At 50.1% G+C, this 19625-nt stretch carries 26 protein-coding genes and 1 pseudogene; 2 read left to right on the top strand and 25 right to left on the bottom strand.

The window, feature by feature from the left end:
• The 9 genes and pseudogenes from OOJ60_RS23840 to OOJ60_RS23800 all read right to left on the bottom strand — a co-directional run.
• Nucleotides 1-630 (bottom strand): annotated as a pseudogene (locus tag OOJ60_RS23840) (phage tail protein); the annotation flags it as partial.
• A gap of 10 nt (nucleotides 631-640) precedes the next feature.
• Entirely contained in the window at nucleotides 641-1600 is a 960-nt protein-coding gene (locus OOJ60_RS23835) for a DUF6453 family protein (protein WP_205613272.1), read from the bottom strand.
• An 8-nt stretch (nucleotides 1601-1608) separates the two neighbouring features.
• Nucleotides 1609-4782 (bottom strand): host specificity protein J, encoded by a 3174-nt coding sequence (locus tag OOJ60_RS23830; protein WP_205613271.1) that lies wholly within the window; start codon nucleotides 4780-4782, stop codon nucleotides 1609-1611.
• 43 nt (nucleotides 4783-4825) lie between these two features.
• Complete coding sequence (locus OOJ60_RS23825; RefSeq protein WP_080192182.1) at nucleotides 4826-5383, bottom strand: HNH endonuclease; 558 nt, start codon at nucleotides 5381-5383, stop codon at nucleotides 4826-4828.
• Nucleotides 5384-5464: 81 nt separating this feature from the next.
• A complete protein-coding gene (locus OOJ60_RS23820) occupies nucleotides 5465-5992 on the bottom strand; it encodes a tail assembly protein (RefSeq protein ID WP_205613270.1) in 528 nt (175 codons plus the stop codon).
• Nucleotides 5935-6654, bottom strand: coding sequence for a C40 family peptidase (locus OOJ60_RS23815; RefSeq protein ID WP_205613269.1), 720 nt, complete (start codon nucleotides 6652-6654; stop codon nucleotides 5935-5937). The genes OOJ60_RS23820 and OOJ60_RS23815 overlap by 58 nt, the downstream gene beginning before the upstream one ends.
• Nucleotides 6654-7358: a phage minor tail protein L gene (locus tag OOJ60_RS23810; protein ID WP_117286365.1), complete on the bottom strand. Its 705-nt coding sequence runs from the start codon at nucleotides 7356-7358 to the stop codon at nucleotides 6654-6656. The genes OOJ60_RS23815 and OOJ60_RS23810 overlap by 1 nt, the downstream gene beginning before the upstream one ends.
• Before the next feature lie 42 nt (nucleotides 7359-7400).
• Nucleotides 7401-7688, bottom strand: coding sequence for a hypothetical protein (locus OOJ60_RS23805; protein ID WP_000593664.1), 288 nt, complete (start codon nucleotides 7686-7688; stop codon nucleotides 7401-7403).
• Nucleotides 7685-8032 (bottom strand): phage tail protein, encoded by a 348-nt coding sequence (locus tag OOJ60_RS23800; RefSeq protein ID WP_205613268.1) that lies wholly within the window; start codon nucleotides 8030-8032, stop codon nucleotides 7685-7687. Before OOJ60_RS23800 ends, OOJ60_RS23805 begins: the two co-directional genes overlap by 4 nt.
• 83 nt (nucleotides 8033-8115) lie before the next feature.
• Here OOJ60_RS23800 and OOJ60_RS23795 point away from each other — a divergent pair, with 83 nt between their 5' ends.
• A complete protein-coding gene (locus tag OOJ60_RS23795; protein WP_205613267.1) occupies nucleotides 8116-8355 on the top strand; it encodes a hypothetical protein in 240 nt (79 codons plus the stop codon).
• 24 nt (nucleotides 8356-8379) lie between these two features.
• Here the strand turns inward: OOJ60_RS23795 and OOJ60_RS23790 are convergent, their stop codons facing one another.
• From OOJ60_RS23790 to OOJ60_RS23780, 3 genes are all read right to left on the bottom strand, one after another.
• Nucleotides 8380-11550: a tape measure protein gene (locus OOJ60_RS23790; RefSeq protein ID WP_205613266.1), complete on the bottom strand. Its 3171-nt coding sequence runs from the start codon at nucleotides 11548-11550 to the stop codon at nucleotides 8380-8382.
• A 64-nt stretch (nucleotides 11551-11614) separates the two neighbouring features.
• On the bottom strand, nucleotides 11615-11911 hold the full coding sequence (locus OOJ60_RS23785; RefSeq protein ID WP_000721957.1) for a hypothetical protein: 297 nt from the start codon (nucleotides 11909-11911) through the stop codon (nucleotides 11615-11617).
• A gap of 14 nt (nucleotides 11912-11925) precedes the next feature.
• Complete coding sequence (locus OOJ60_RS23780) at nucleotides 11926-12339, bottom strand: hypothetical protein (RefSeq protein ID WP_000006601.1); 414 nt, start codon at nucleotides 12337-12339, stop codon at nucleotides 11926-11928.
• A gap of 309 nt (nucleotides 12340-12648) precedes the next feature.
• Between OOJ60_RS23780 and OOJ60_RS23775 the strand changes: the two genes are divergently transcribed.
• On the top strand, nucleotides 12649-13503 hold the full coding sequence (locus OOJ60_RS23775) for a KilA-N domain-containing protein (RefSeq protein ID WP_000184444.1): 855 nt from the start codon (nucleotides 12649-12651) through the stop codon (nucleotides 13501-13503).
• Between the two features lie 121 nt (nucleotides 13504-13624).
• On the opposite strand, the gene OOJ60_RS23770 is transcribed toward OOJ60_RS23775, so the two are convergent.
• The 13 genes from OOJ60_RS23770 to OOJ60_RS23710 all read right to left on the bottom strand — a co-directional run.
• A complete protein-coding gene (locus OOJ60_RS23770) occupies nucleotides 13625-13978 on the bottom strand; it encodes a hypothetical protein (RefSeq protein WP_017384095.1) in 354 nt (117 codons plus the stop codon).
• Nucleotides 13979-14060: 82 nt separating this feature from the next.
• A complete protein-coding gene (locus OOJ60_RS23765) occupies nucleotides 14061-14438 on the bottom strand; it encodes a hypothetical protein (RefSeq protein WP_000247488.1) in 378 nt (125 codons plus the stop codon).
• On the bottom strand, nucleotides 14431-14805 hold the full coding sequence (locus tag OOJ60_RS23760) for a hypothetical protein (RefSeq protein WP_047596083.1): 375 nt from the start codon (nucleotides 14803-14805) through the stop codon (nucleotides 14431-14433). Before OOJ60_RS23760 ends, OOJ60_RS23765 begins: the two co-directional genes overlap by 8 nt.
• Nucleotides 14806-14919: 114 nt before the next feature.
• Nucleotides 14920-15450: a KilA-N domain-containing protein gene (locus OOJ60_RS23755; protein ID WP_047596084.1), complete on the bottom strand. Its 531-nt coding sequence runs from the start codon at nucleotides 15448-15450 to the stop codon at nucleotides 14920-14922.
• A gap of 183 nt (nucleotides 15451-15633) precedes the next feature.
• Nucleotides 15634-16287 (bottom strand): DUF6246 family protein, encoded by a 654-nt coding sequence (locus OOJ60_RS23750; protein ID WP_047596085.1) that lies wholly within the window; start codon nucleotides 16285-16287, stop codon nucleotides 15634-15636.
• Between the two features lie 39 nt (nucleotides 16288-16326).
• Nucleotides 16327-17061, bottom strand: a complete 735-nt coding sequence (locus tag OOJ60_RS23745) for a phage tail tube protein (protein WP_047596086.1) — start codon at nucleotides 17059-17061, stop codon at nucleotides 16327-16329.
• 15 nt (nucleotides 17062-17076) lie between these two features.
• The gene (locus tag OOJ60_RS23740) at nucleotides 17077-17463 is read right to left on the bottom strand and encodes a phage tail termination protein (protein ID WP_047596087.1); all 387 of its coding nucleotides are present in this window, start codon (nucleotides 17461-17463) and stop codon (nucleotides 17077-17079) included.
• A complete protein-coding gene (locus tag OOJ60_RS23735; RefSeq protein WP_047596088.1) occupies nucleotides 17460-17897 on the bottom strand; it encodes a hypothetical protein in 438 nt (145 codons plus the stop codon). Before OOJ60_RS23735 ends, OOJ60_RS23740 begins: the two co-directional genes overlap by 4 nt.
• Before the next feature lie 87 nt (nucleotides 17898-17984).
• Nucleotides 17985-18347 carry a hypothetical protein gene (locus tag OOJ60_RS23730; protein WP_205613265.1) on the bottom strand — a complete coding sequence of 121 codons (363 nt, stop codon included), beginning with the start codon at nucleotides 18345-18347 and terminating at the stop codon, nucleotides 17985-17987.
• Nucleotides 18340-18519 (bottom strand): hypothetical protein, encoded by a 180-nt coding sequence (locus OOJ60_RS23725; RefSeq protein WP_071697820.1) that lies wholly within the window; start codon nucleotides 18517-18519, stop codon nucleotides 18340-18342. Before OOJ60_RS23725 ends, OOJ60_RS23730 begins: the two co-directional genes overlap by 8 nt.
• A complete protein-coding gene (locus OOJ60_RS23720; protein ID WP_115609038.1) occupies nucleotides 18519-18917 on the bottom strand; it encodes a DUF7370 family protein in 399 nt (132 codons plus the stop codon). Before OOJ60_RS23720 ends, OOJ60_RS23725 begins: the two co-directional genes overlap by 1 nt.
• 62 nt (nucleotides 18918-18979) lie before the next feature.
• Nucleotides 18980-19273, bottom strand: coding sequence for a hypothetical protein (locus OOJ60_RS23715; protein WP_023230830.1), 294 nt, complete (start codon nucleotides 19271-19273; stop codon nucleotides 18980-18982).
• A 9-nt stretch (nucleotides 19274-19282) separates the two neighbouring features.
• Nucleotides 19283-19625: major capsid protein (locus OOJ60_RS23710; protein WP_233470922.1), on the bottom strand; the 343-nt coding region annotated here is incomplete at its 5' end.

The raw sequence follows: 19625 nt of genomic DNA, 5'->3' as shown, positions 1-19625 counted from the left end.
ATTGCCAATCATATCAAGTGTCCCCCAATATAGGCCTGTGGGAAGATTCCCCTCATTTGTAGCGCGTGGAGCTGCTTCCGGAGGGTCGTAAACATTCCAGCCGGAATTGCCACGTGTACAATAATCCCCAGGCTCTCCTAAACCGAGGTTTGTGCGAGCGCCTGCTGCAGTCTTTGAACCGGTTCCGCCCTGGCTAATCGGCACCGCTCCGTCCGTTTTTGTCGCCATGTTGTCTGCCAGATATTTCCACGACGGCCCAGTGAATGTTGAACCGTCAGGGAGTTTTACGGTAATGCTGCCGCTGGCGCTGTAAACCTGCTGCCAGTTCTGCTTATCGTAGTTAAGCCCTCGCAGCGCCTCAGCACTCTGAGCAACCAGCGCGGCAGTCACCATATTCAGAGCTATGCGTGGAACCGCAGACCACGCGGCGCCGGATTGTGTCGGGCCTGTGTATACGCTGACCAGCGTCAGGCCTGTGTCACTCTCTACCGATTTAACCGGCAGAGTGTATGGTACACCTCCGACCGTTACTACAACGAAATCTCCTGCGGCGAGTTCCGTTGCAAATGAAGTACCGATACCCGTCACAATGTCAGAGTTATTGGTCAGGGTTAAAGTTCCTGCGGACATGGTTATTTCCTCAGTACATGTTTGGAAGGATTAAAACGGGCATATTAATATTCTGGTTAAATGACATGTCGAATCTTTTGTCATTATAATTACCGACTACCTGGTTATACGCTGACCTGACATTTCCTCCTGACATTACAACGCCTTTTTTTCTTACATTGAAGTATCCATTTACTCTCCTTGACTGCGCACCTGTAAATACTATCTGGCAATATTTATCACCTACATACTGATTACTGTCGGTCATGGTTAATTGCTGGTCATATACAAATGGTCGCTTCACTGTTGAAAATGTTACCTGTCCTGCTGAATTTGTCATGGTGATGCCATCACCGGCTACAGGAGCGGTATTATTGAAAATTACCAGGTCCATTGTTACAGATGCGGAAACATCATCTCTTCCTGAGTAACTGATGTCTCTAACAATAATATTTGTTCCGTCAAACCCTACAGACACATTATTGTTATTCCATTTCCCGAACGGTATTCCTGTTACGGGAAGCGCCATCGAGCCGTTGACTGTCACCGTGCCAACGTAAGCACATGTCATTAATCTTGCCTGATTTGAAATTGCCGTGAAATCAGTAGAGTTAGAAACGAGAAGTCCTTCGTTGTAAGTAGCGGCAGGAAGAATTTCAAATACAGTTCCTGCCCAGTTTGGTATTCGCTGGTAGTTGCCCCTGTTTGTACCATTAACAGTAACACCACTGTCTCCGTTTCTTGTCACTGATGTCATATATATCGGCAAAACAATCCATGTTTGATTGTCAGCAAATTCCTGTATGTCAACAGGACGTGTCGGCAAAACAAAAACTGTAGAACCCGGAGTTAACGGAGTATCGACGCGAAATTGATTCGCTCCGGTTCCGTTCCCTGAAAAACTTGCACAAAACGACGGGGCACGAAGCCCCGCGGTAATAGCCATCACAGGACGGCCATCATTATAATCTATCAGTATTCCTTCCGGCATATTTCACCTTATGTCCAGCGACCAACCACTACACGCCCGCCTCCGGGAAGATTAACCGTGACGCCATTGCCGTCAATTCTGACCACATTATTTGTTCCATTAAATGCAAACTCACCACTGTCAGCATAAAGCTTTCCATGAAACTCAGGGCTGGCATTTTTTGGCAAATTCCAGCCACGCACACCAGGAATGAAGTTAGACGACTGCAAAGAATCAGTTATTTTTCCAAAGTCGATTGATGCTTCCTGAATCAATACACTCCTGATAAAGACCTGTCCGTTATATACAAAGAAAGCAGCCTGCCAGTTACCTGGATCGCTGCCTGAATAAATGCCGAACTGATCAGCCGCAAAAACTACAGTTGATTTGTATGAGCTACCATCAGGCTCAATGGACATGCCGAAACCGGTATTGTATTTCACTCCGTTCCTGACAATACCCATATTGAGCGTATAAGATGCCTTCGCTGTACCATCACTATTAACGACTGCAGTCATCTTCTGGTTAACGGCTGATGTAAGGCTACCTTCAGGGCCAATCTGCGCCTGAACATACGTGGACAGGTCAGCAAGTCCCTGCTCAGCAGACGCTACCGTGGTTTTCACGACAAGGATATCGGCACGTACCTCGCCGTACTGTTGATACTGGTGCTCAACAGTGCCGTGGTTCGCCAGCGAATTTTCCATAATGCCTTCGAGGTTTGTATCAACTCCTTCCTGAACATTTTTAAATGCATCAGAATCCCGAATCTGCTCGTCAATAAGCTCAATCATTCCCGGTATGTCTGCCGATGCCTGTCCAGATGCTTCTACAAAATCTGATGCACCAAATGCGTTTCTGGTTCGCACATACACGTAATATGTTTTATCAGCCTGCAATCCATGTAACGTCCACTGGTTTGATCTGCCAAGGAACTGTGCTTGGTCTTCAATATCTGAAGGGTTGACGATCTGATTTTGTCCTGAGTACCAGAATTCAAACGAAGTGTCTGTCGTTGCCGTGATACGCATGACAGGAACCAGGTCAGCAGAGAAAAGGCCTGGTGTCCAGATAACGCTGGATGGTGCAGGTGGTGCACCGATGACCATGCTGATTTGCGTCTCGGCTCCCTTCATCCCGTTTTCATTGCGACCACGAACACCCAGCGTGTATCCACCGGCGTTCAGACCAAAGAACTCATAGCGGAACTGATCTGTCTCGTACTGGGCAACCACTTTTCCGTCATCGGTATATACGTATAACTCAAACACCAGCTTTTTAGTTGTAGTTGCCGTCTCCCATGTAGCCGTGACCTGGACAGTCTCGGAGTTTGTGTTGATGATGCGCAGATTCTCCACGTTCGGTACGCGGTAACCATTCAGCGTATCGTTGGGAACTTCAAACACGGCACCTTCATCAACAATGGCCTGTTTGTTCGGATCATGTTGCGATGCGGTGATGCTGTAGACAGAATTGTTATCCGTCTCTGCAACGCTCAGGATGCGGAATAGCCTGGTAGAAACGTTGCTGGTAGAGATGGCAAACACAGTACCGTCACGAACCCATGCTGGAGTCGTTTTCAGCGTCACTATATTGTCTGCAATGCTGCCAATCTCATACTTAACGAACCTCCCGTCACTGCCCATGATCGACATGGTGTCGCCTTCTGATATCAGAGACGAATCAACCGCATCAACGGTAATTTTGTTACCCGCATGCGACATAATTCTGCCGCCGAGCCGGGCGCCGGCATAGTTATTGTCCATGATTTCAACTATGTCACCGGGCGTGAAATGAATGGCGTCACGGGCCATCTTGAACGTTAATCGACTGCTTTCACGCTTTGCTGTTTCCAGCAGCCATTTCCCGGCTCGCCATGCCTGACCTCGTGAGGTACAGCCAAACGCTTCCAGAGTGGTTTCGTTGTAGTTCCCGCGGGCAATCATCTCATCATCGGAAACATACTCTTTTACCTGCTCCCAGCCGTTATCCGGGTCAGTCCAGGACACAACAACGGCATTGTATTTCTCTGAACGCTTCACGGAGCTACGCTTGAACTCGCCATCAACCACGTTAGCATTCGTGATTGTCGCAATCGGATCCTGTGGCGCGTCCAGCATGACAGACAGTCGCATCCCGTCCCACAGCGCTATACCCCGAAACATGCTCGCTATCTTGTCGAGAATGTCACGCGCACTCGCCTGCTCGGTAATATAGGCATTCAGCGTCATCCTTGGCTCCTGCCCGCCGTAGCCATCGTTAACAAGCTGATCGCAATACTGTGAGAGGACGTACAGCGCACCGTCATCTACATCGATATAACCGGCACGTTTCGCCAGGCCAAAACGGGTATTCTTCGCCAGTTCACGGAACAGCCATGCCGGGTTGTTAGTCCACGCTTTTTTGAATCCGCCAGTCCACAGCCCCGAGTAAGTTCTGGCAATCGGATCGTAGTTGTCAGGAACGTCCACAATCAGGCCGCGAAGATGGTATGTGCGACTAGGGGTGTCGGTGTACTGGTCACGGTCAATAACCGCACCCGCAATAGCGGCGAACGGATAGTTCAGGTTATCGTCGGTGATCTCGCTGTAGCTGTTCCAGATGGTGCCGTTTGACAGCAAATCACTGGTGCTGTCCGGAGTAATTCGACGCACACGGATATCGAACGGTTTAGTTTCCGGCGCGTCAATCAGGTGTGCTTCAAGATATTCACCTGACATTTTGCCTGTAATGGTGACGGTCTTTACTATTGCAAACCCGCTCGCTCCAGATCTGGTCTCCAGAACCATAGTGACTGAAGTGTTCTTCTGGTTTCCTTTGGTATCATTCTCTACCAGACCGGTTACGCCAACGTTGAAACGAACGCGGGTTACATCCTGATCCGTAATAGTGCGTACCAGGGGGGTATCATAAGTGACTTCCGTATTAACGATGGTTGTTGCTTCAATTGCAGAGAAACCGTTAATCGGTAACTGACTCTCTGAGCCAGGCCGCCATGCCACACTGATGCCATTCACACTGACGTTTCCGCTTGCATCGGTTACAGACGTTTTGTTCAGTTTGAATGAAGAAAGGTGTTCCTGGTCTACCGGCCCGTATATTGGACCTTCCGAAATAAGATCGAGCACCCTGTAAAATTGTTTTGATTTGAGGTTATCGTCGATGAGTTTCGGGGTTGATGCTTTACCGCCGCCTGAAGACATGAATTTACTCCATAAAAAAAGCCATCCGAAGATGGCTCATTTTTTATTTGCCGTGGCGCTCGGTGTATCCAGCACCATGTTCGTTAAGTCGATTTATCTGCTCTTTTCGCCAGTCAACCGCTCGGGACCTAGCCTCTTCAAGCGTCCCTCCTTTTGGATAAAATTGGCGACGGACCTGCTTGCCATCAATGTGAACATAGGCCTCATAGAAGGGGAATCTCCCTTTATCCATAGCCAACCTTACTCCAGTCTGACCAGAAATATTATTCTTTTGCCTTCGGCAATTTCGGGCATTTTTGGATGGTGTTACCAATCTGAGATTCGTGATCTTGTTGTTTAGTGTATTTCCATCAACATGATCGATTGCCAGCCCTTCGGGAACTTCCCCGTGATGCAGGAACCAAACTATGCGATGCACGCTTTGATACCCGCCATTCACTCTTGCTCGGTAATAGTTTCGCGGATATTTACCGGACACCTTGTTAATTGTGCCGGCTTGGTGACCACATTTTGTGCGCCGTGAAGGAGATATCTTCCAAATCAGGCAGGTGGGTGACGTTTCGTCATAGGCAAATAAATCATGTAGACTGGGCTCAGCCATGATGACCTCCGATTCAGGTTATTTGGTTAGAGCTGGGATGATGTTCCACCATCATTTCCGGCTTGTTTATTTTACCACCTATCACCCTATCGAAGCATCCCAATCGACATTATTCGCGGTGTCAATACCGAGAGAAATGACGTTCGAGCCGACTTCCATTTCCCCGATGAGGATTGGCACAGGGCGTCCTTGCCCGACACGGTTTTCCGCACTGGTAAATGAGTTATTCGTTAGCGTGTTTGTCTCAGCCGCTTCCGCTGACGTTTTAGTTTTCATGTTGCGGGACATGTAGACCGAGTACGCAATTGAAGCCACGCTGACGGCAACCGCAATCCATGCGGCTGCCGCGGCAGAAATGGCCCCCTCCACTACCGGCACGAATAGGACCACTGAGCCATCTTTAAGGTGGCGGTCCAGATGCCATTGCATCGCAGATGCCTCAACATCCTCTCCCGCCACCCGCACCCGCAGCTTTGTATTGAGAAAGGCTTTTTTGAATTCAAAATCCTGCGCCAGCAGAAGGCGCAACCCCTGCGCTGGCGTATCAACATTCAGGGATATTTGGCGGTAAAATCGGCGTAAATTGCCTGCAAATTTAAAGATGAGCACTGTTCGTGTCTCCAGATTGAATGCGTCTGCTTGATGTATGCCGGGCGCATTTGTTCTCGTCTGCTGAGGTGTCCGGCATGGTCATGGTGAAGTACCAGGTTGTCATGAAGGAGAATCATTGAGTGGCATGGGTCGGCTCCAGGGAATGGCTGCCTGATAATGACGTCGCCTGGTTGGGCATCCTGCATGGATACCTGATAGAACCCGTTGGCCGACATGTTTGTCAGATAGAGGTTCTCTCCTCGCAGCCACCATCCGTTAGTCCTCCCGAAGTCCGGCAAGTCGATTCCGCAAAGGTGGTATGCGTCCCGGAAAAGCGTGTAGCAGTCCATGATGCCATGCTCGAACCTGCGGCCCAGCAGGAGCGGCACAGGTTTGTATTTCCTCAGTTGCCCGCCTGATGCCAGCCACCATGGTAGCCCGGTCATCACCTGCATCTGCCGGTCAGCACCAGAAAGCACTGGCTGGCTTTGCGGATGCGAATGGAAGACTGCTGTAACTTCTCCTTCTTCCTCCGCCGCAAGCCAGTCATCATCACTTATGCGGAAGTGATGCCATGGCTCTGGATGCACATTCCGACAGCGAAACACTCGCTCTTCACCCAGGATAAGCGCGCACACTTCATCCTGCGACGATACCGCATAATCGAGTAACTCTTGCATCAGGAGACCTTTTGAGAGCCCGGGAAGCTGCTTATTGGCATTGGTTCAGGGCGTGGATAGCGGAACCTACAACCGGTTCGACGATGAGAGCATTTGTCTTTCGACGGGTCTGATGTCGGATTGTCTCGTTCGTCTGCAACGGGCGGCCCGTCATACCCACACCCGACGCCGCGATACTGCCACTGGCACACGTCGGCGAGAATAGTTCGAGCCGGAATAATGGCGTTATCGCAGTCAATCGGCGTCGCCAGAGTATAGGTGACCTGCTCGAACGTCTCTTCAGTCATCTCCTCGACAACATAGCGAGATACGGCTTCCTGTGTCGGATCTGCATCAGGATTGCCGTTCGGAAAATTCACCGCGTCCAGATATTTCACCGGAACCTGACGCCGGGTAATAACCACGCCCAGCATGTCGTCAAAGTCATGGTTAATCCCGGTCAGCAGGCCGGTAACGTTCGCCACCGCCATTGATGGGCGGGCATATGTGCCTTCGTTCTTTGACTCGAATCCTTCAACCGCTATCGGGTACGCCTGGTACTGGTTACCTTTCCAGATAACATTGCCGTAATAGCCGTTTGTGCCGGAATGGAAACGGATAAGGTCACCACCAAATGGTTGCAGGTCAGCTTCGAACAGGTCGATAAATGCGCCAACTCCGGCGTCCACGCTGTCGATAATTAAATTTGCTGGTATGTCGCGCACGGCAAACTCCCATAAAAAAAGCCACCCAGAGGTGGCTTATCGTTAATCCCATTCTTCGTGTGATGCAGCATCATCCAGCGCATGAGCTATCACTTTCTTTTGCCAGTCAGTGAATGATGGCCATGCGTCTTTGAGCTGTGGCGTAATGTAGCTTCGCCAGTTATGAGGCCCCGAAACCGCTTTAAAGTCTGGAGCATCCCAGTCTTCCGCCTCGAATCGGCAACACATTTCAACATCATCAATTTCACGTTGCTTCTTTTCTTTTTCACCTGGCACAGGTTGCTTTGCGAAAGGCCTGCAAATCACAGCTCCATGCAGCAATTTAATCATCTTGGCACCTGTTCAAACGTGGCCGTCAGTTCAAACAGCGGCCCGGTTTTTGTCATATTCCAGGAGCGGCAGACAAACAATGCCTGCACTCCCGTATCGGATGGAGTCCAGTAGAACGCTTCTATTGCCATTCGAGCCTTGAGAAATGCCTCAGCATCCTTCGCGGGGTTGCTACGGCACGCTCCGCTGACGCCGCGAAAGGTGAGCGAGTATTTATCCATTAACTGGTTGATACCCTTCACCTGTCGCTGTTCGTAACCGTCACCTAGTTTAACGACGGCTACGTTCGGCGTTCGCTCAACGGAGTAGGCTTTCTGCGGTGTCCATGTGAATGTTTCTGGCATATTTAGGCCTTATAGATTTAATTTTGCACAGTTTTGCATGTTACAATTACGCTTATTTACCCATCAAAATAAGAGGTTAAAATATGGCTGCACCTTCTCATGAATTACTAAATGGACTGGCTGTAAAAACAGTACTCAGCTACGTAATCGCAACGCTCAACGAAGATCAAAAGCAATCTCTTATGAGGCTTGCGGGAACTCGCTCAATGAATTTTGATGAACTTGAAAGCGACTCAACATCAAAGGAAGAACTTCGAGCGGCAGCTGAGACTGTCAACGACATCATTGAAGATATAGTCAAAACGGGAGTTGGCCAAGAGTGAATTATTAAGCGGCTTTAAGGCCGCTTATTTTCTCCGCCCTTGCAGTAAACCGTTCGGCCGCGTGCTCTGGTCTACCATCATTTTCAGCATGTCGTTGTTCCACACTTTACGCAGCCTTGCGATCTCCTCATTACCAATTCCTCCCGTAGTATTTATCGTGAGGTTCATTACAGGGCTAAACGACCCGCCACCTCCGGCCTTGTCCGCCGGAATAATCTTCCCTGACTGGTTCGGGATGAATGCCTGCTGCCCACCTGCAGTCTGGAAGATTTCAGAGCGGCCATCTTCGTTGATGCGGTAGGCGTTGCCAGCTGATACTGTGCCGCCGTAACGGCGAGCGCCAGCAATAGAAAGCGCCTGCCCTGCCGCCATGGAAGAACTATAGGCAGCCAAACCGATAGCAGATGCTTTGCCCTGGGTCGCAATAGATGCTGCCATAGCCGCAGGAGCCCAAGCTGTTGCAAGAGCGCCAGCCTCAGCAATCTGTGCGGCAGTTGCAGCAGATGACATGGCCTTACCTATAATCAGGCTCTTAACATACTGAACTCCCATATCCACAATGGCGCTTACAACGCTGTTGAGTATTGTCGAACCAATATTTGCGAATGACTCCTGCAGGCTTTGAGTGCCGTTGATAAGGCCGGTAATCGCGTTGGTTGCGCCCCCCTGTAAGGAATCGATTGCAGAGCCAAGCATGTTGTTGATCTCGCTCTGCTGCTGCCATTCCTCCCACATTGCGGCCATGCGTTTCTGGTGATACTGATCTTCAATCCCTGCGCGTACAGCCTCAGCCTCTGCAATCTTCTGTGGGTAAAGTTGCACATACTCATCAAGCTGTGCCATTTGCTGCGCGTAGGTGTTATCTACTGCGGCGACTGGTGATACCTGCCCTTGCAATCCGGTAAAGTTTTGTCCGGCCTGTGTGCGCTTCCTTTCCTCTTCTGCTGCGGCTTTGGTTGCCTGCTGTACTTTCCAGATGGACTCAGCTTGCTGTTCCGCTTTGGCGATCTGCTCTGCTGATGCTTTGTTACCAAGCGCAACAACAGCATCGTATTTCGCTAATTCGAGCGAGCCATCGGCGTAACCAGTGTTCAGGCGATCGAGAGCAGCCTGTTGCCTTGAAAGTGACTGCGCAGCCTCATCAACAGCTTTAGTTCCCTCTTTTGTAGACTTTGTTACTGCTGAATCAGCCTCCTGAAGGTCATATCTTTTTGCCGCGGCCTCTTCAATCTGCCTCATCTGATTTGAATGCGCATCCACCCCCGCATCCAGGGCCGCTTGTCTGGCCTCGGCTACAGCCCTTTCTTTTTTGTCTGTTATGGACAGCAGATTGTTTTGCTTTTCAAGGCTGGACAGGAGTTTATCTCCATCCTCGCTGCGCATAACCATCAGACTGGAAGAGTTATATTTCTCCTTCGCTTTGGCGGCGAAATTGATCATATCGCCAAGCTTGCCCATCATACCGGCAGTGATACCAGCTTCCTCGCCTTCTCTCTGGAGAAGCGGTAGGCCTTGTCGCATGGTGCCATTGAGAGTGGCATGTCCAATGTTAATGGCATTTTGGGTCTGACTAAGGCGATTCTGAGCACGTTCAAGATCGAGAGTTGCAATCGAAAGTCGGTCTTGTGCTCCGGCTAGTGCCTCCGTCGCCTCCCTCCCCCTCTTAGTATTGCCGTAACGCTCAATTTCACGGTTATAGTTGCTTACTGCGTATGAAGCATCATTAAATTTCTTCTGAGCTTCAGCGACCGCATCGCTAAGGGTTGGCAGATTCTGGCTTAATTTGCCAATGGTTGCCGCCAGTTCGGTATGAGACATGGTCTGGAACTTAGCGCTCAGTTCGTTGACGCTATCCGCCAGGTTATTGGCATCGTCTCTGGCCTCTTTAGCTCGCTGAGAGAAATATAGAATCGCACTGGCCGCGAGCATCGCAGCACCAGCTGGGCCACCTATGAGAGACAATCCTCGGCTAACCAACCCTGCTCCAGTAGCTAACCCAGCCTGTGCCGCTTTATTTGCTGCCAGAGCGCGATTGTAATTATCAACAGCACCAGCAGCGGCTACGCGAGCGGCAGATAAGCGTTGCTCGGCAGCGGCGGCATTCGTCGCACTAACCGCTGTCTGCTTCATCATCTCCGCAAGGCGGATCTCGTCCAGCGCCCGTTCTTTTGCGATAGCGGCTGCGCGGAGGTCGGCGGCAGCTTTATTTGCAACGGCTTGCGCCGCCTGCATCTCTGCTGCTGACTGATTTCGTGCAGCTACGGCGGCCTTTACCTTCGCAGCAGTAGCCATTGTCAGTGCGCCAACATAGCGGCTACCCATAACAGCAGCAGCGGCGGTCAGGATGGCGCTAAGAGCGCCGATGTTCTCACTGACGCTGATCACGGCATCGTTAAAAATGGCTGTGCCGGTTTTTACCGTGGAGTTTTCACCAAAGAACTTGGTGATGTTGTTCCCGGCAACCTGCAACGCCTGACTGATAGTTGTCGTGGTATTGGCGAACTCATTGCCGATCGTCACCCCTTGTGAAAGTAACCCGTTAACCACAACATCAGTAGTCAATTTCCCGGCGGCGGCCATCTGACGTAACTCTCCAATACCAACACCCATGGAGTCAGCGAGAGCAACCATCAGCCTGGAACCCTGCTCAGCAACAGAGTTAAACTCCTCCCCTCTCAAAACCCCTGAGGCGATACCCTGAGATAACTGAATGATTGCGTTCTCAGCCTCTTGAGCTGTAGCGCCAGAAACAACAAAGCCCTGGTTGATAATAGTAGTTAGCTTAGCCAGGTCCTCCGCGGAGGTATTATATTGCCGAGTTCCTCTTTCCAGTCGTGCATACAATGTTGCTGTTGCATCAAGGCTGGCTGTGGTTTGCTGCGTGATATTAAATACGCGCTCCGTCACATCGACCAGTTGCTCGCTTGGCCTGATGGCGTTAGCCAGTTTGTTGTTGAGCGTTGTCCAGGCGTCAGCGTATTGAGATACCTGTTGAACCGACAGGATAGCCATCAGAGAAGTGGCAACCCGGCTCAAAGATCCGAATGAGGAAGTGAGAGATGATGCAGCCTTATCAGCCCGCTTGAAACCGACTTCCATGCCGTCTGTTACGTCACGAACCTGTTTGTCAGCTCTCAGCAACTGAGCAGTATCCGCCTTTATCACATATTCAATATCGCCGACGTTCTGGGTCATTCTCTTTTCTCCGGGCAATAAAAAACCCCGCCGTGGCGAGGTTTATATGGTTAACTTAATGATCTTATATTGCTGACTTACTTACCGAGTAGGATTCAACCTTTCCGTCATGCAGTTTGACACTCAGTATTTTTGAATTAGCGCCACCGAGAGCATTACCTTCACTATACGACCACAGCAATATTTGGTTTCCGTCAGAATCATAAGTGGACGTAGTTGGTTCGCCAAAGAGACTAACAACCTGCTGCTTTGTAGTCTCCCCCTTTGAGATGCTCGCTAGTTTAGTTTCATCGAAGTTTTTCCCCATATAAACACATCCAGCCAAGATAATAGCAATTGCAGGGATCAATATTTTTTTCATATAAGTTCCTTTTATTAAATTAAGCCCGCTTTTTTTCTGGCTTCTTCGAGGTAGTCCTCATCGGTTTTTTCTGGGCCGAGATCTAATGGTTGCTGTCTTTGCCATTCCTTCAGCTTATTGCTAAGCGCGTAGATGATTTTATCAAAATTCTTTTGATGCCTATGCGCCCCTGTCACGTTTACTCCAAGCTTAAGTGAAGAATCAATACCAACAATACATGACTTCTCTCCATCGGCGTTAACCACGATAGAGACATTTTCACCCCATGAAAAAAGTGAGATGCCCGCACTAACGGAAACTCTACGCAAAATGTCGTCTTTTTGCTTTATAGACATCCCGACCTCTGGAATTGCCTCAATCAGTTTTTCATAGGCAACATCAGCCGGAAATGGAAATATTTGCTGTGTAGATTGACTGGCGAAACTCATATCCCTATCCCCCACATTAAAAGATGGTCAAATCCTACCATCTGTTGACGACGAGGTCAGCTTTCGCTATCTTGTTTTGCACGAGGCGTCGAAACCTCTTCTCAGTGCGGTCAGAACCAACCCCGACAGTGTTGGCTTTTTTATGTCTGTCATTCAGTGAACGCATAGCGCGGTCACGTCCCGAACAATGTCGGGAGGGCGACGAATACAACACCCTTACGGGGAATAAGTCCGCGGTCTCACTGAGCCGTTTCGAACCTCCCGGCACCACTCCGATAGTGGTACTTCGAAAAAATCAGTGAGGTCATTATGACTAACCAAATCATCATCTCCGATATCACCATCCATAAAGACGCTCAGGGGCGCTACTCGCTGAATGATCTGCATCAGGCATCAGGCGGCGAAGAGAAAGACAAACCTGCAAACTGGCTTCGCTTAGATAAAACCGTTGAATTAATTGATGAAATTTTAAATGCTCAGATCCGAGCATTTAAACCTGTTGATTCCCGTAAAGGACGCTACGGTGGCACTTACGTTTGCAAGGAACTGGTTTACTCTTATGCCATGTGGATCAGCGCCTCTTTCGCTCTCAAAGTGATTCGGGCATATGACGCGATGGTATCTGGTAACGTGGAAATTAAGCCAAAAATTCGCCAGTGCACAGCAAAACAACTCACCCCGCTGCGCCAGACGGCAGAACGGTTAATCACGACTGGCCTCGGTAAAATCTATCCCGATATCTGGAAGTTAGTGCATCAGCGCTTCGACGTTGAGCATATTCATCAGTTGCAGCCTGAGCAGGTCAGCGAAGCCATCGAATACCTTACCGTGCTGGAAGGTGAATATCTTGGACGCGAGACGCTTCCTGCAACTTCGTCAGGGCATCTCACCAGTGAAGAACTTTGCACCCTATGCTGGGTATGGAATGCCGCCGAATACATGCGGGAAAAAATCGAACTGGCATACCCGGCACTGAGAACTCTCAAATCTGAATACGCTCCAAGTTTCTACTCAATGGCACTTGAGTATCAGCGAACCCTGGAAGCCGGAAGGAAGATTCTCGAACGTGAAACAAAACACATTGCTCCTAACCCTCACAGCATATCAGATGAAAACTGGCGACGAGTGCTGCCTCGTTTACGCCAAGTAAATTACCTCAACTGACTCATCTATTGGCACAAGGACGTGCTATCCCCTTTGGTAAAAGATGAGGGAATCCTAGCAGGGATCTCCCGCTCGAAAAAGAAAAGCCACCCGGAGGTGGCTTGTCAGTATACCCAGCAGACTAGCGGTTTTCGCAACCAAGCTGAGATTTATCGATGATTTGAGTACCTTCAACACGGAAACCATACGTGCCGAACAGGAACGCATGGTTAAGCTGGTAGATAACAACATCGCTCAAACCTACAGAGCACTTATCTTTTTCGATGGCGCGATCCATTGCTGTTTTAACGCTAGGAATGCCCAGCGGGAAAATGACAATCGGAGCTTTGTCTTCACCAGTTACGCGCTGCCCTTTTTCAAACTTAGCTGCGTTCAGGTTGTAGTTTTTGGTACTACCTACGGTCATATCAGCAACGCGAACAGTACAGCCAGACAGCATTAAAGCCCCGAGAGCTAAAGCAACTACCTTCTTCATTTTATGTTTCCTTTGATTGCAATCGGAAACATCCTAACATCATGAATAGTGAGGTCAATGAGAAAACTGAGCTTATCCTGCGTTAGAAAATGAGCTTAGCTACAGCCATTGATAGGCCCGCAATTCCTACCATGACAGAAACCGTCCAGATTATTTGCTTGTTTGCGGCAGTTGATATGGCTCTGTCCATATCGCTGATACTGGGTTTTTTTGATAGTTTTTCGTCAATATCTAACTGTTTCTGAAGAATTACCGCCACATCTCTACTTGTTCCTGATGACGTGTTACGAAGGTCTCGAATGTCAACCCGCGCCTCAGACAGGTTTGCTTTGATATCCTCAACGTTGGATTCAAGCTTAGCCACTCGTACTTCGAGCATTTCACCACCTCCGCTTCCGCCGCCACCATGTTTAGGGAAGTCTCCAAAATAAATATTATCATCTATTTTTTTATTAACCATTGGTTCCCTTCCCTGAATCAGAAAGCTTCTGTTCTACCCACTTCAACACGGGCCATGTTGCAAAATGCATAGAAAACGCACAGTTTTTGCATATTAATCGATACTCATATTTAACCAATGAGTATGGAGGCCCATCGGTGTCGAGTTTGACCGGGATGGCGTAAGTGCTGCTTTCGCTCCCTTCAGGTCCAACGGTCATTGTGCTGGCGTTGGGAATAGCAATATCCTCACTGCCACACATTGGACATACGACTGTTTTGACGCCGCGTTCGAAAAGATATTCAGAGAATAGCTCAGGTGTGACTTTCTCCAGTCGCCGCTGAAGAGTTAATTGAAGTTGTATTTGGCGCTGTTTTTCATCTTCCACGCTGATTCACCACGAAATGTATTTCCGTAAATTTATCACGCGAGGCACGACTTCATAAACTGATCATCTATCCATGTAGAATACAAAACCAGCAGTTAAGCGGGTTATCGCTGCCTACACAATGCCAGGCAAATACATCTGCACTTCATCAGCAACCCTTTCGCGCGCTGCATGGAGTAGCTTTTTGCGACCACCAACTCCCCACTTCGCCATCTGACTGGCGCACTGGCTAATCGCTTTGGTTTCGGTGTTAATCACATGGTCGATTTTGTTGAGGCGAGACATGGCATTAATGCCGAGGCGAACTACTGTTCTGAAAACCTCGTATACCTCAATTTCAAATTCGGGCTTAATCCAGGCCGCGTAGCGAATAGCCAGAAGTTCAACGCCCCATGCCCCACTTTGATCACCACCTTTTATTACCCTAAGCGGTTGATTTTGTTCCGAAGCACTTTTTAGTGCTTTGGATTTGAGGGCTTTTACGAAACGTTTGATCTGGGCGCTGCGGAGAAAGACGCTGGGTCTTTGTGACTCGGTGGCCTCTCCGTTTGCTACCGCAGCAGCATGAAGATCGTTGAGACTGTATCGCCCTTCGTTATCGACACGAACGGATACGCCGTTTACAGATACGGTTGGATAGTGCATGAGGTTTACCTATAGAAAGTGAGCCTGTCACACAGAGATAGCCGCCCCAGAGTACAACTAACTCTCAGGCTCGCTTTCTGTAGGCTCTAGGATTATAACGTGCGCGTGTGAAGCGCGTTGGGTTTATTGCTGGTATAAAAAAGCCCCGCAGGTGCGAGGCTGTTTGTGTTGTTCTTAAGTTGATTAATGCGGCCCGTTCCGTTGCGCGTCGATCGCCAGCATTCGTTCAGCCCAGTCCATGACTTCGTCGTATTTTTCCTGAGTCGGCACTCTGGCTTTCTCTTTCTGCGGAAATTTAGCGTTCATGGCGGCGCGGAAGCTGGTCATTGTCATGTTCCATGCGTCTGACTCGCTCATGCCGAGGTGAGCAACAGCGGTGTAGACGAATGACCGTACATCGAATTTGTCGCTGTATTCGCCTTTCTTACCTTCGAATTCTTCCGGTGGCTGGTCGCCCATTACGCCATGAAGCATCAGGTGGCGGGCAAGCAGGATAACATCCTCGATCGGAATGGCTCCCGGCTTAAACAGCAGCCGTCCTGCCGTGTTCACCGAGTACGAACCAATCACCTCTGCAATGTTACCCTCTGAGCAATGGCGAACTATGCTGGCAGCCGACGCTGCCATTTCAGCAAAGCAGCGAGCGTTGACAGCCTTCATGGTCTGGATATCAGTGATGCGGTGTTTCGGATAATGCCCGGCATGAACCTTAACGAAAGCATCAACAATCTGTTCCGGTGAGCCAATACGCGACATAGCGAGGAATGACGGATTGAGAAATATCTCTTTGCTACCGGCCCGAATGACAGCCTGGCCGATATCGGTTATTGCTTTCATGAAGCCTCTCAAAGAAAAAGGGGCTTCCGCCCCTCATGCTTACTCTGCATTGACGATAACTGTCGCCGCGCCAGACGTCAGGCTGCCAGCGGTGGTCGAAGTGATCTGACAGGTATAAGCCCCGGCATCATCTTCTGTAACGCTCGCTTTGGTGTAAGTGGAAGATGTGGCGCCGCTGATATCTTCGCCATCATGCTTCCACTGGTAAGCCAGCGCCGAACCATCAGAAACCGTTGCGGATACTGACAGATTCAGCGCATCACCAACGGTAAGCGTACGATTCTGCGGTTGAGCGGTGATAGTAATGACCGCACCAACGTCGCGCACGTCCACGCTACCAGCACTGGATGCCTCAATAGACCAGGTGGCAACGTCATCGTGCGGCGCTTCATCCTGCCATGAGGTCACCATGAACGGCCCTTCGGTAATATCGTTTGGAGAGATGATCTTCAGCCAGACATACGGCTGGTTACTGGTCTCTGCGGGTGGATTGTAGACGTGGCGTTTAAGCGCGTTCTGCGCATAAACATCCTCTTTGCGGGTAACGCCGTCACCTGAGAACGAAATGTTCTTGTAAGTAACGAGGTTTTCCTGCGTGAATGCAGCGCTCATATCGGCAGTTGCATCAGCGGTTTCCCATTCTGCGCCTGTCGTTTTGCCTCGCATCATGCCAAGGCGTGTATAGTCGCCGTTTGAGGGTTGGACTTCCGGGCAGGAAATCGCGTAATAAACAACGACGTCACGCCCTGTGAATGCACCAGCTTCACATGCCATGTTTGTATCTCCGTTTTATCGGGAAATGATGGTTTGAAAGGAAATATCGAAGAGGTAACGACCTTCTTCTGTTTTGATGGCGGTGATGCCGCCGATTGGCTGCATCGAGATGATGCACTCAGTTTTGTAGTCGTCGATCATCGCCTGGCGGATAGCGTCGGCGCGGTCTTCAACCTGGTTAATATTGCTGTCGTTCTGACCTGACAGGAGGAGGATGCGGAAATAATCGCGGGTTATCGCCTCTTCTGGCTTGCCGCCGCCGTTCTGCTGAATGACAAGGTATCTTTCCCCCTCGGTATTCTCCAGCTCGTTCCAGAAGCGCTTCTGGACGCGATAGCCCGCATCAAACCTGTGAGACTGCAACCACGCCCTCAGCGCGTCATACACCTCGCTACGCGTCATACTTTGTACCCTTGCTTGATGATGGCCTTTATCTCGTTCAGACCGTCACGTTCAAATCCTTTAGTCAGAAATTCTGGTTCAGCATCCGGATCCCAATAGTTACCTTTTCCTGTGCCGCCACCGAATTCTTTTCCAGCGCGAGTTCTGCCGAAGTGTTCACGCGGCTGGCCTTTTAGCTTCCCGGACATGCCATGAACGGCGGCAGCGTATGCAGCCGTGTACCCGACCTTTCCCTGCATCCCACCAGGCATTGGTTCAAGCTTTCTGTACTGGCTGTTGATAAGAGTGGATGTGTCAATGGGAGTAAGTAGCGCGGCGTGAGACGATCCGACAATCATGACCTCAGTCAGCACTCTTTCTGTGCGTGGCCCGGCAATTTCTGCCAGCACCTTGCGGGTGTTCATCTGAACACGCTTGATACCTTTAACGGGCATACCACCACCTGATTATTTGAATAAACGCAGCGTGGCAAGCGAAACCTAGAGCAAAACAAGCTAATCCAAGCGAAAACATAAATCACCTCACGTCATAATTTTGTAGTCCGGTTCCTCGCCAAATGGTGACATATCCCATTCGGTCACCGCTTTGATGACATTGGCGCCAGCCTTCAGCGGATCGGCCTGAGTTGTTGTGTCACCTCTGGCAATGTACCAGTCGCGCTTCGGCATGGTGGCATCAACGCCGTTACGCTTAAGCTCCGTGAAGAAAATCAGATTCGTGGTGAACTCTTTCCCACTGGCATCTACCGCAACTTCATTGTTTGCCGTCCAGGTGCAGTCAATCAGGTAGGGAGTTCCGTTTGTCCAGGCACTGTTCCAGTCGTCGTAGACGCGCGGGTAGATGGTCGCAACGTTGGTGTAACTCCAGCGTGCTGTTTCAGACATTGCCATCCTCCCACCGGATCACCTCCGGTTTCTCCGCTGCAACCTTCCGGCACAACAGATACCAGTCACCGTTACTTTTGACATAGCCGGTAACGCGCTTACCACTATCGGTCATTACCCATACTTTGACGAACGGCTCAGGCAATCGCTGCTTAACCGATACCCATGCCATTACTTGCTCCCGCACATGCAGCCACCTCGGCCAATCCAGATACCCGCAAACGCTGTATTTGTCGGGTCTGGAGGGATGAGGTCATTAGCGCAACCGTATTTGTCAGCGCCACGAAGCAACGCCAGCGCCCCTTTCCAGCGGTCAGTGAACGACTGATACCGGAACGATCGAGACGCTCCGCTTGGCGCCGTCTGACTGGAGATGTATTTATCCCCCTGCCCTAGCCCCATAAGCGCCAGCAGATAGAGCTGAATCAGCAGCGCTGTTGATGCCGGATAATGCGCACCGAGACATTCCTGAATGCTGTTGGCCTGGTCTACGAGAGCCTGAAGAACAAAATCGGGAATGGTAATTCCCTGGCTCTCCAGATACTCCTTCGCCTGTTCGAGAGTTACCATTATCGACTCCGTGAAACACCCCGCCGGAGCGGGGCATAAAAAAACCGCCTTAGCGGCGGCTGTTATTCAGCAGGGAAAAGCTTTTCGAGTTCGCCATCTGGCAATAGCTCACTGAGCTTTTCAGCTCCCAGATTGCCTTTAAACTCAATGCCCAGTTCCGTCAGACGTGCCGCGACAATCTCTTTGCGAGATTTTGCATCTGTTCCAGCATCTGGTGTCGCTGGGCTTAGCTCGCCGCCAGCCTCGCCACGCATCAGGCGAACGTTCGACTTAAGTGCCGGGTGAAGCTCTTTTAACTCCACCACATCACCAATTTTCACGCCGAACCACGGGCGCACAACTTCGTATTTAGCCACAATTAATCCTTACGCCAGCACAGCGCCGTAGACAACACCAGAAAGGCCTTGCTCGTCAGCGGTAATTTGCAGACCTTCAGCAGACATAATCTGGAAGTTGTAGTTAACGTTAGGCAGTGGACGCGGCAGAGGAACAACACCAACAGCCATGCCAACCAGCGGTGAAATAACATCCTGACGGCGAACATAGGCGATGAACTCGTTACCACTCAGCGCGAAGGTAGAACGGATTTCACGTACCGGTGCAAATGGGAGCACGGCATTCAGCACATTGCCGCTAACTACGCCATTAACTACATACGGTTGAGCCAGGTTAGCCCAGATTTCCGGCGATACCCACATCACATCGTAT

Source organism: Citrobacter sp. R4, from assembly GCF_026719175.1.
Taxonomy (GTDB): domain Bacteria; phylum Pseudomonadota; class Gammaproteobacteria; order Enterobacterales; family Enterobacteriaceae; genus Citrobacter_A; species Citrobacter_A sedlakii.
The sequence above is the reverse complement of the archived record's forward strand: the minus strand, read 5'-3'. Positions and strand labels throughout refer to the sequence as shown.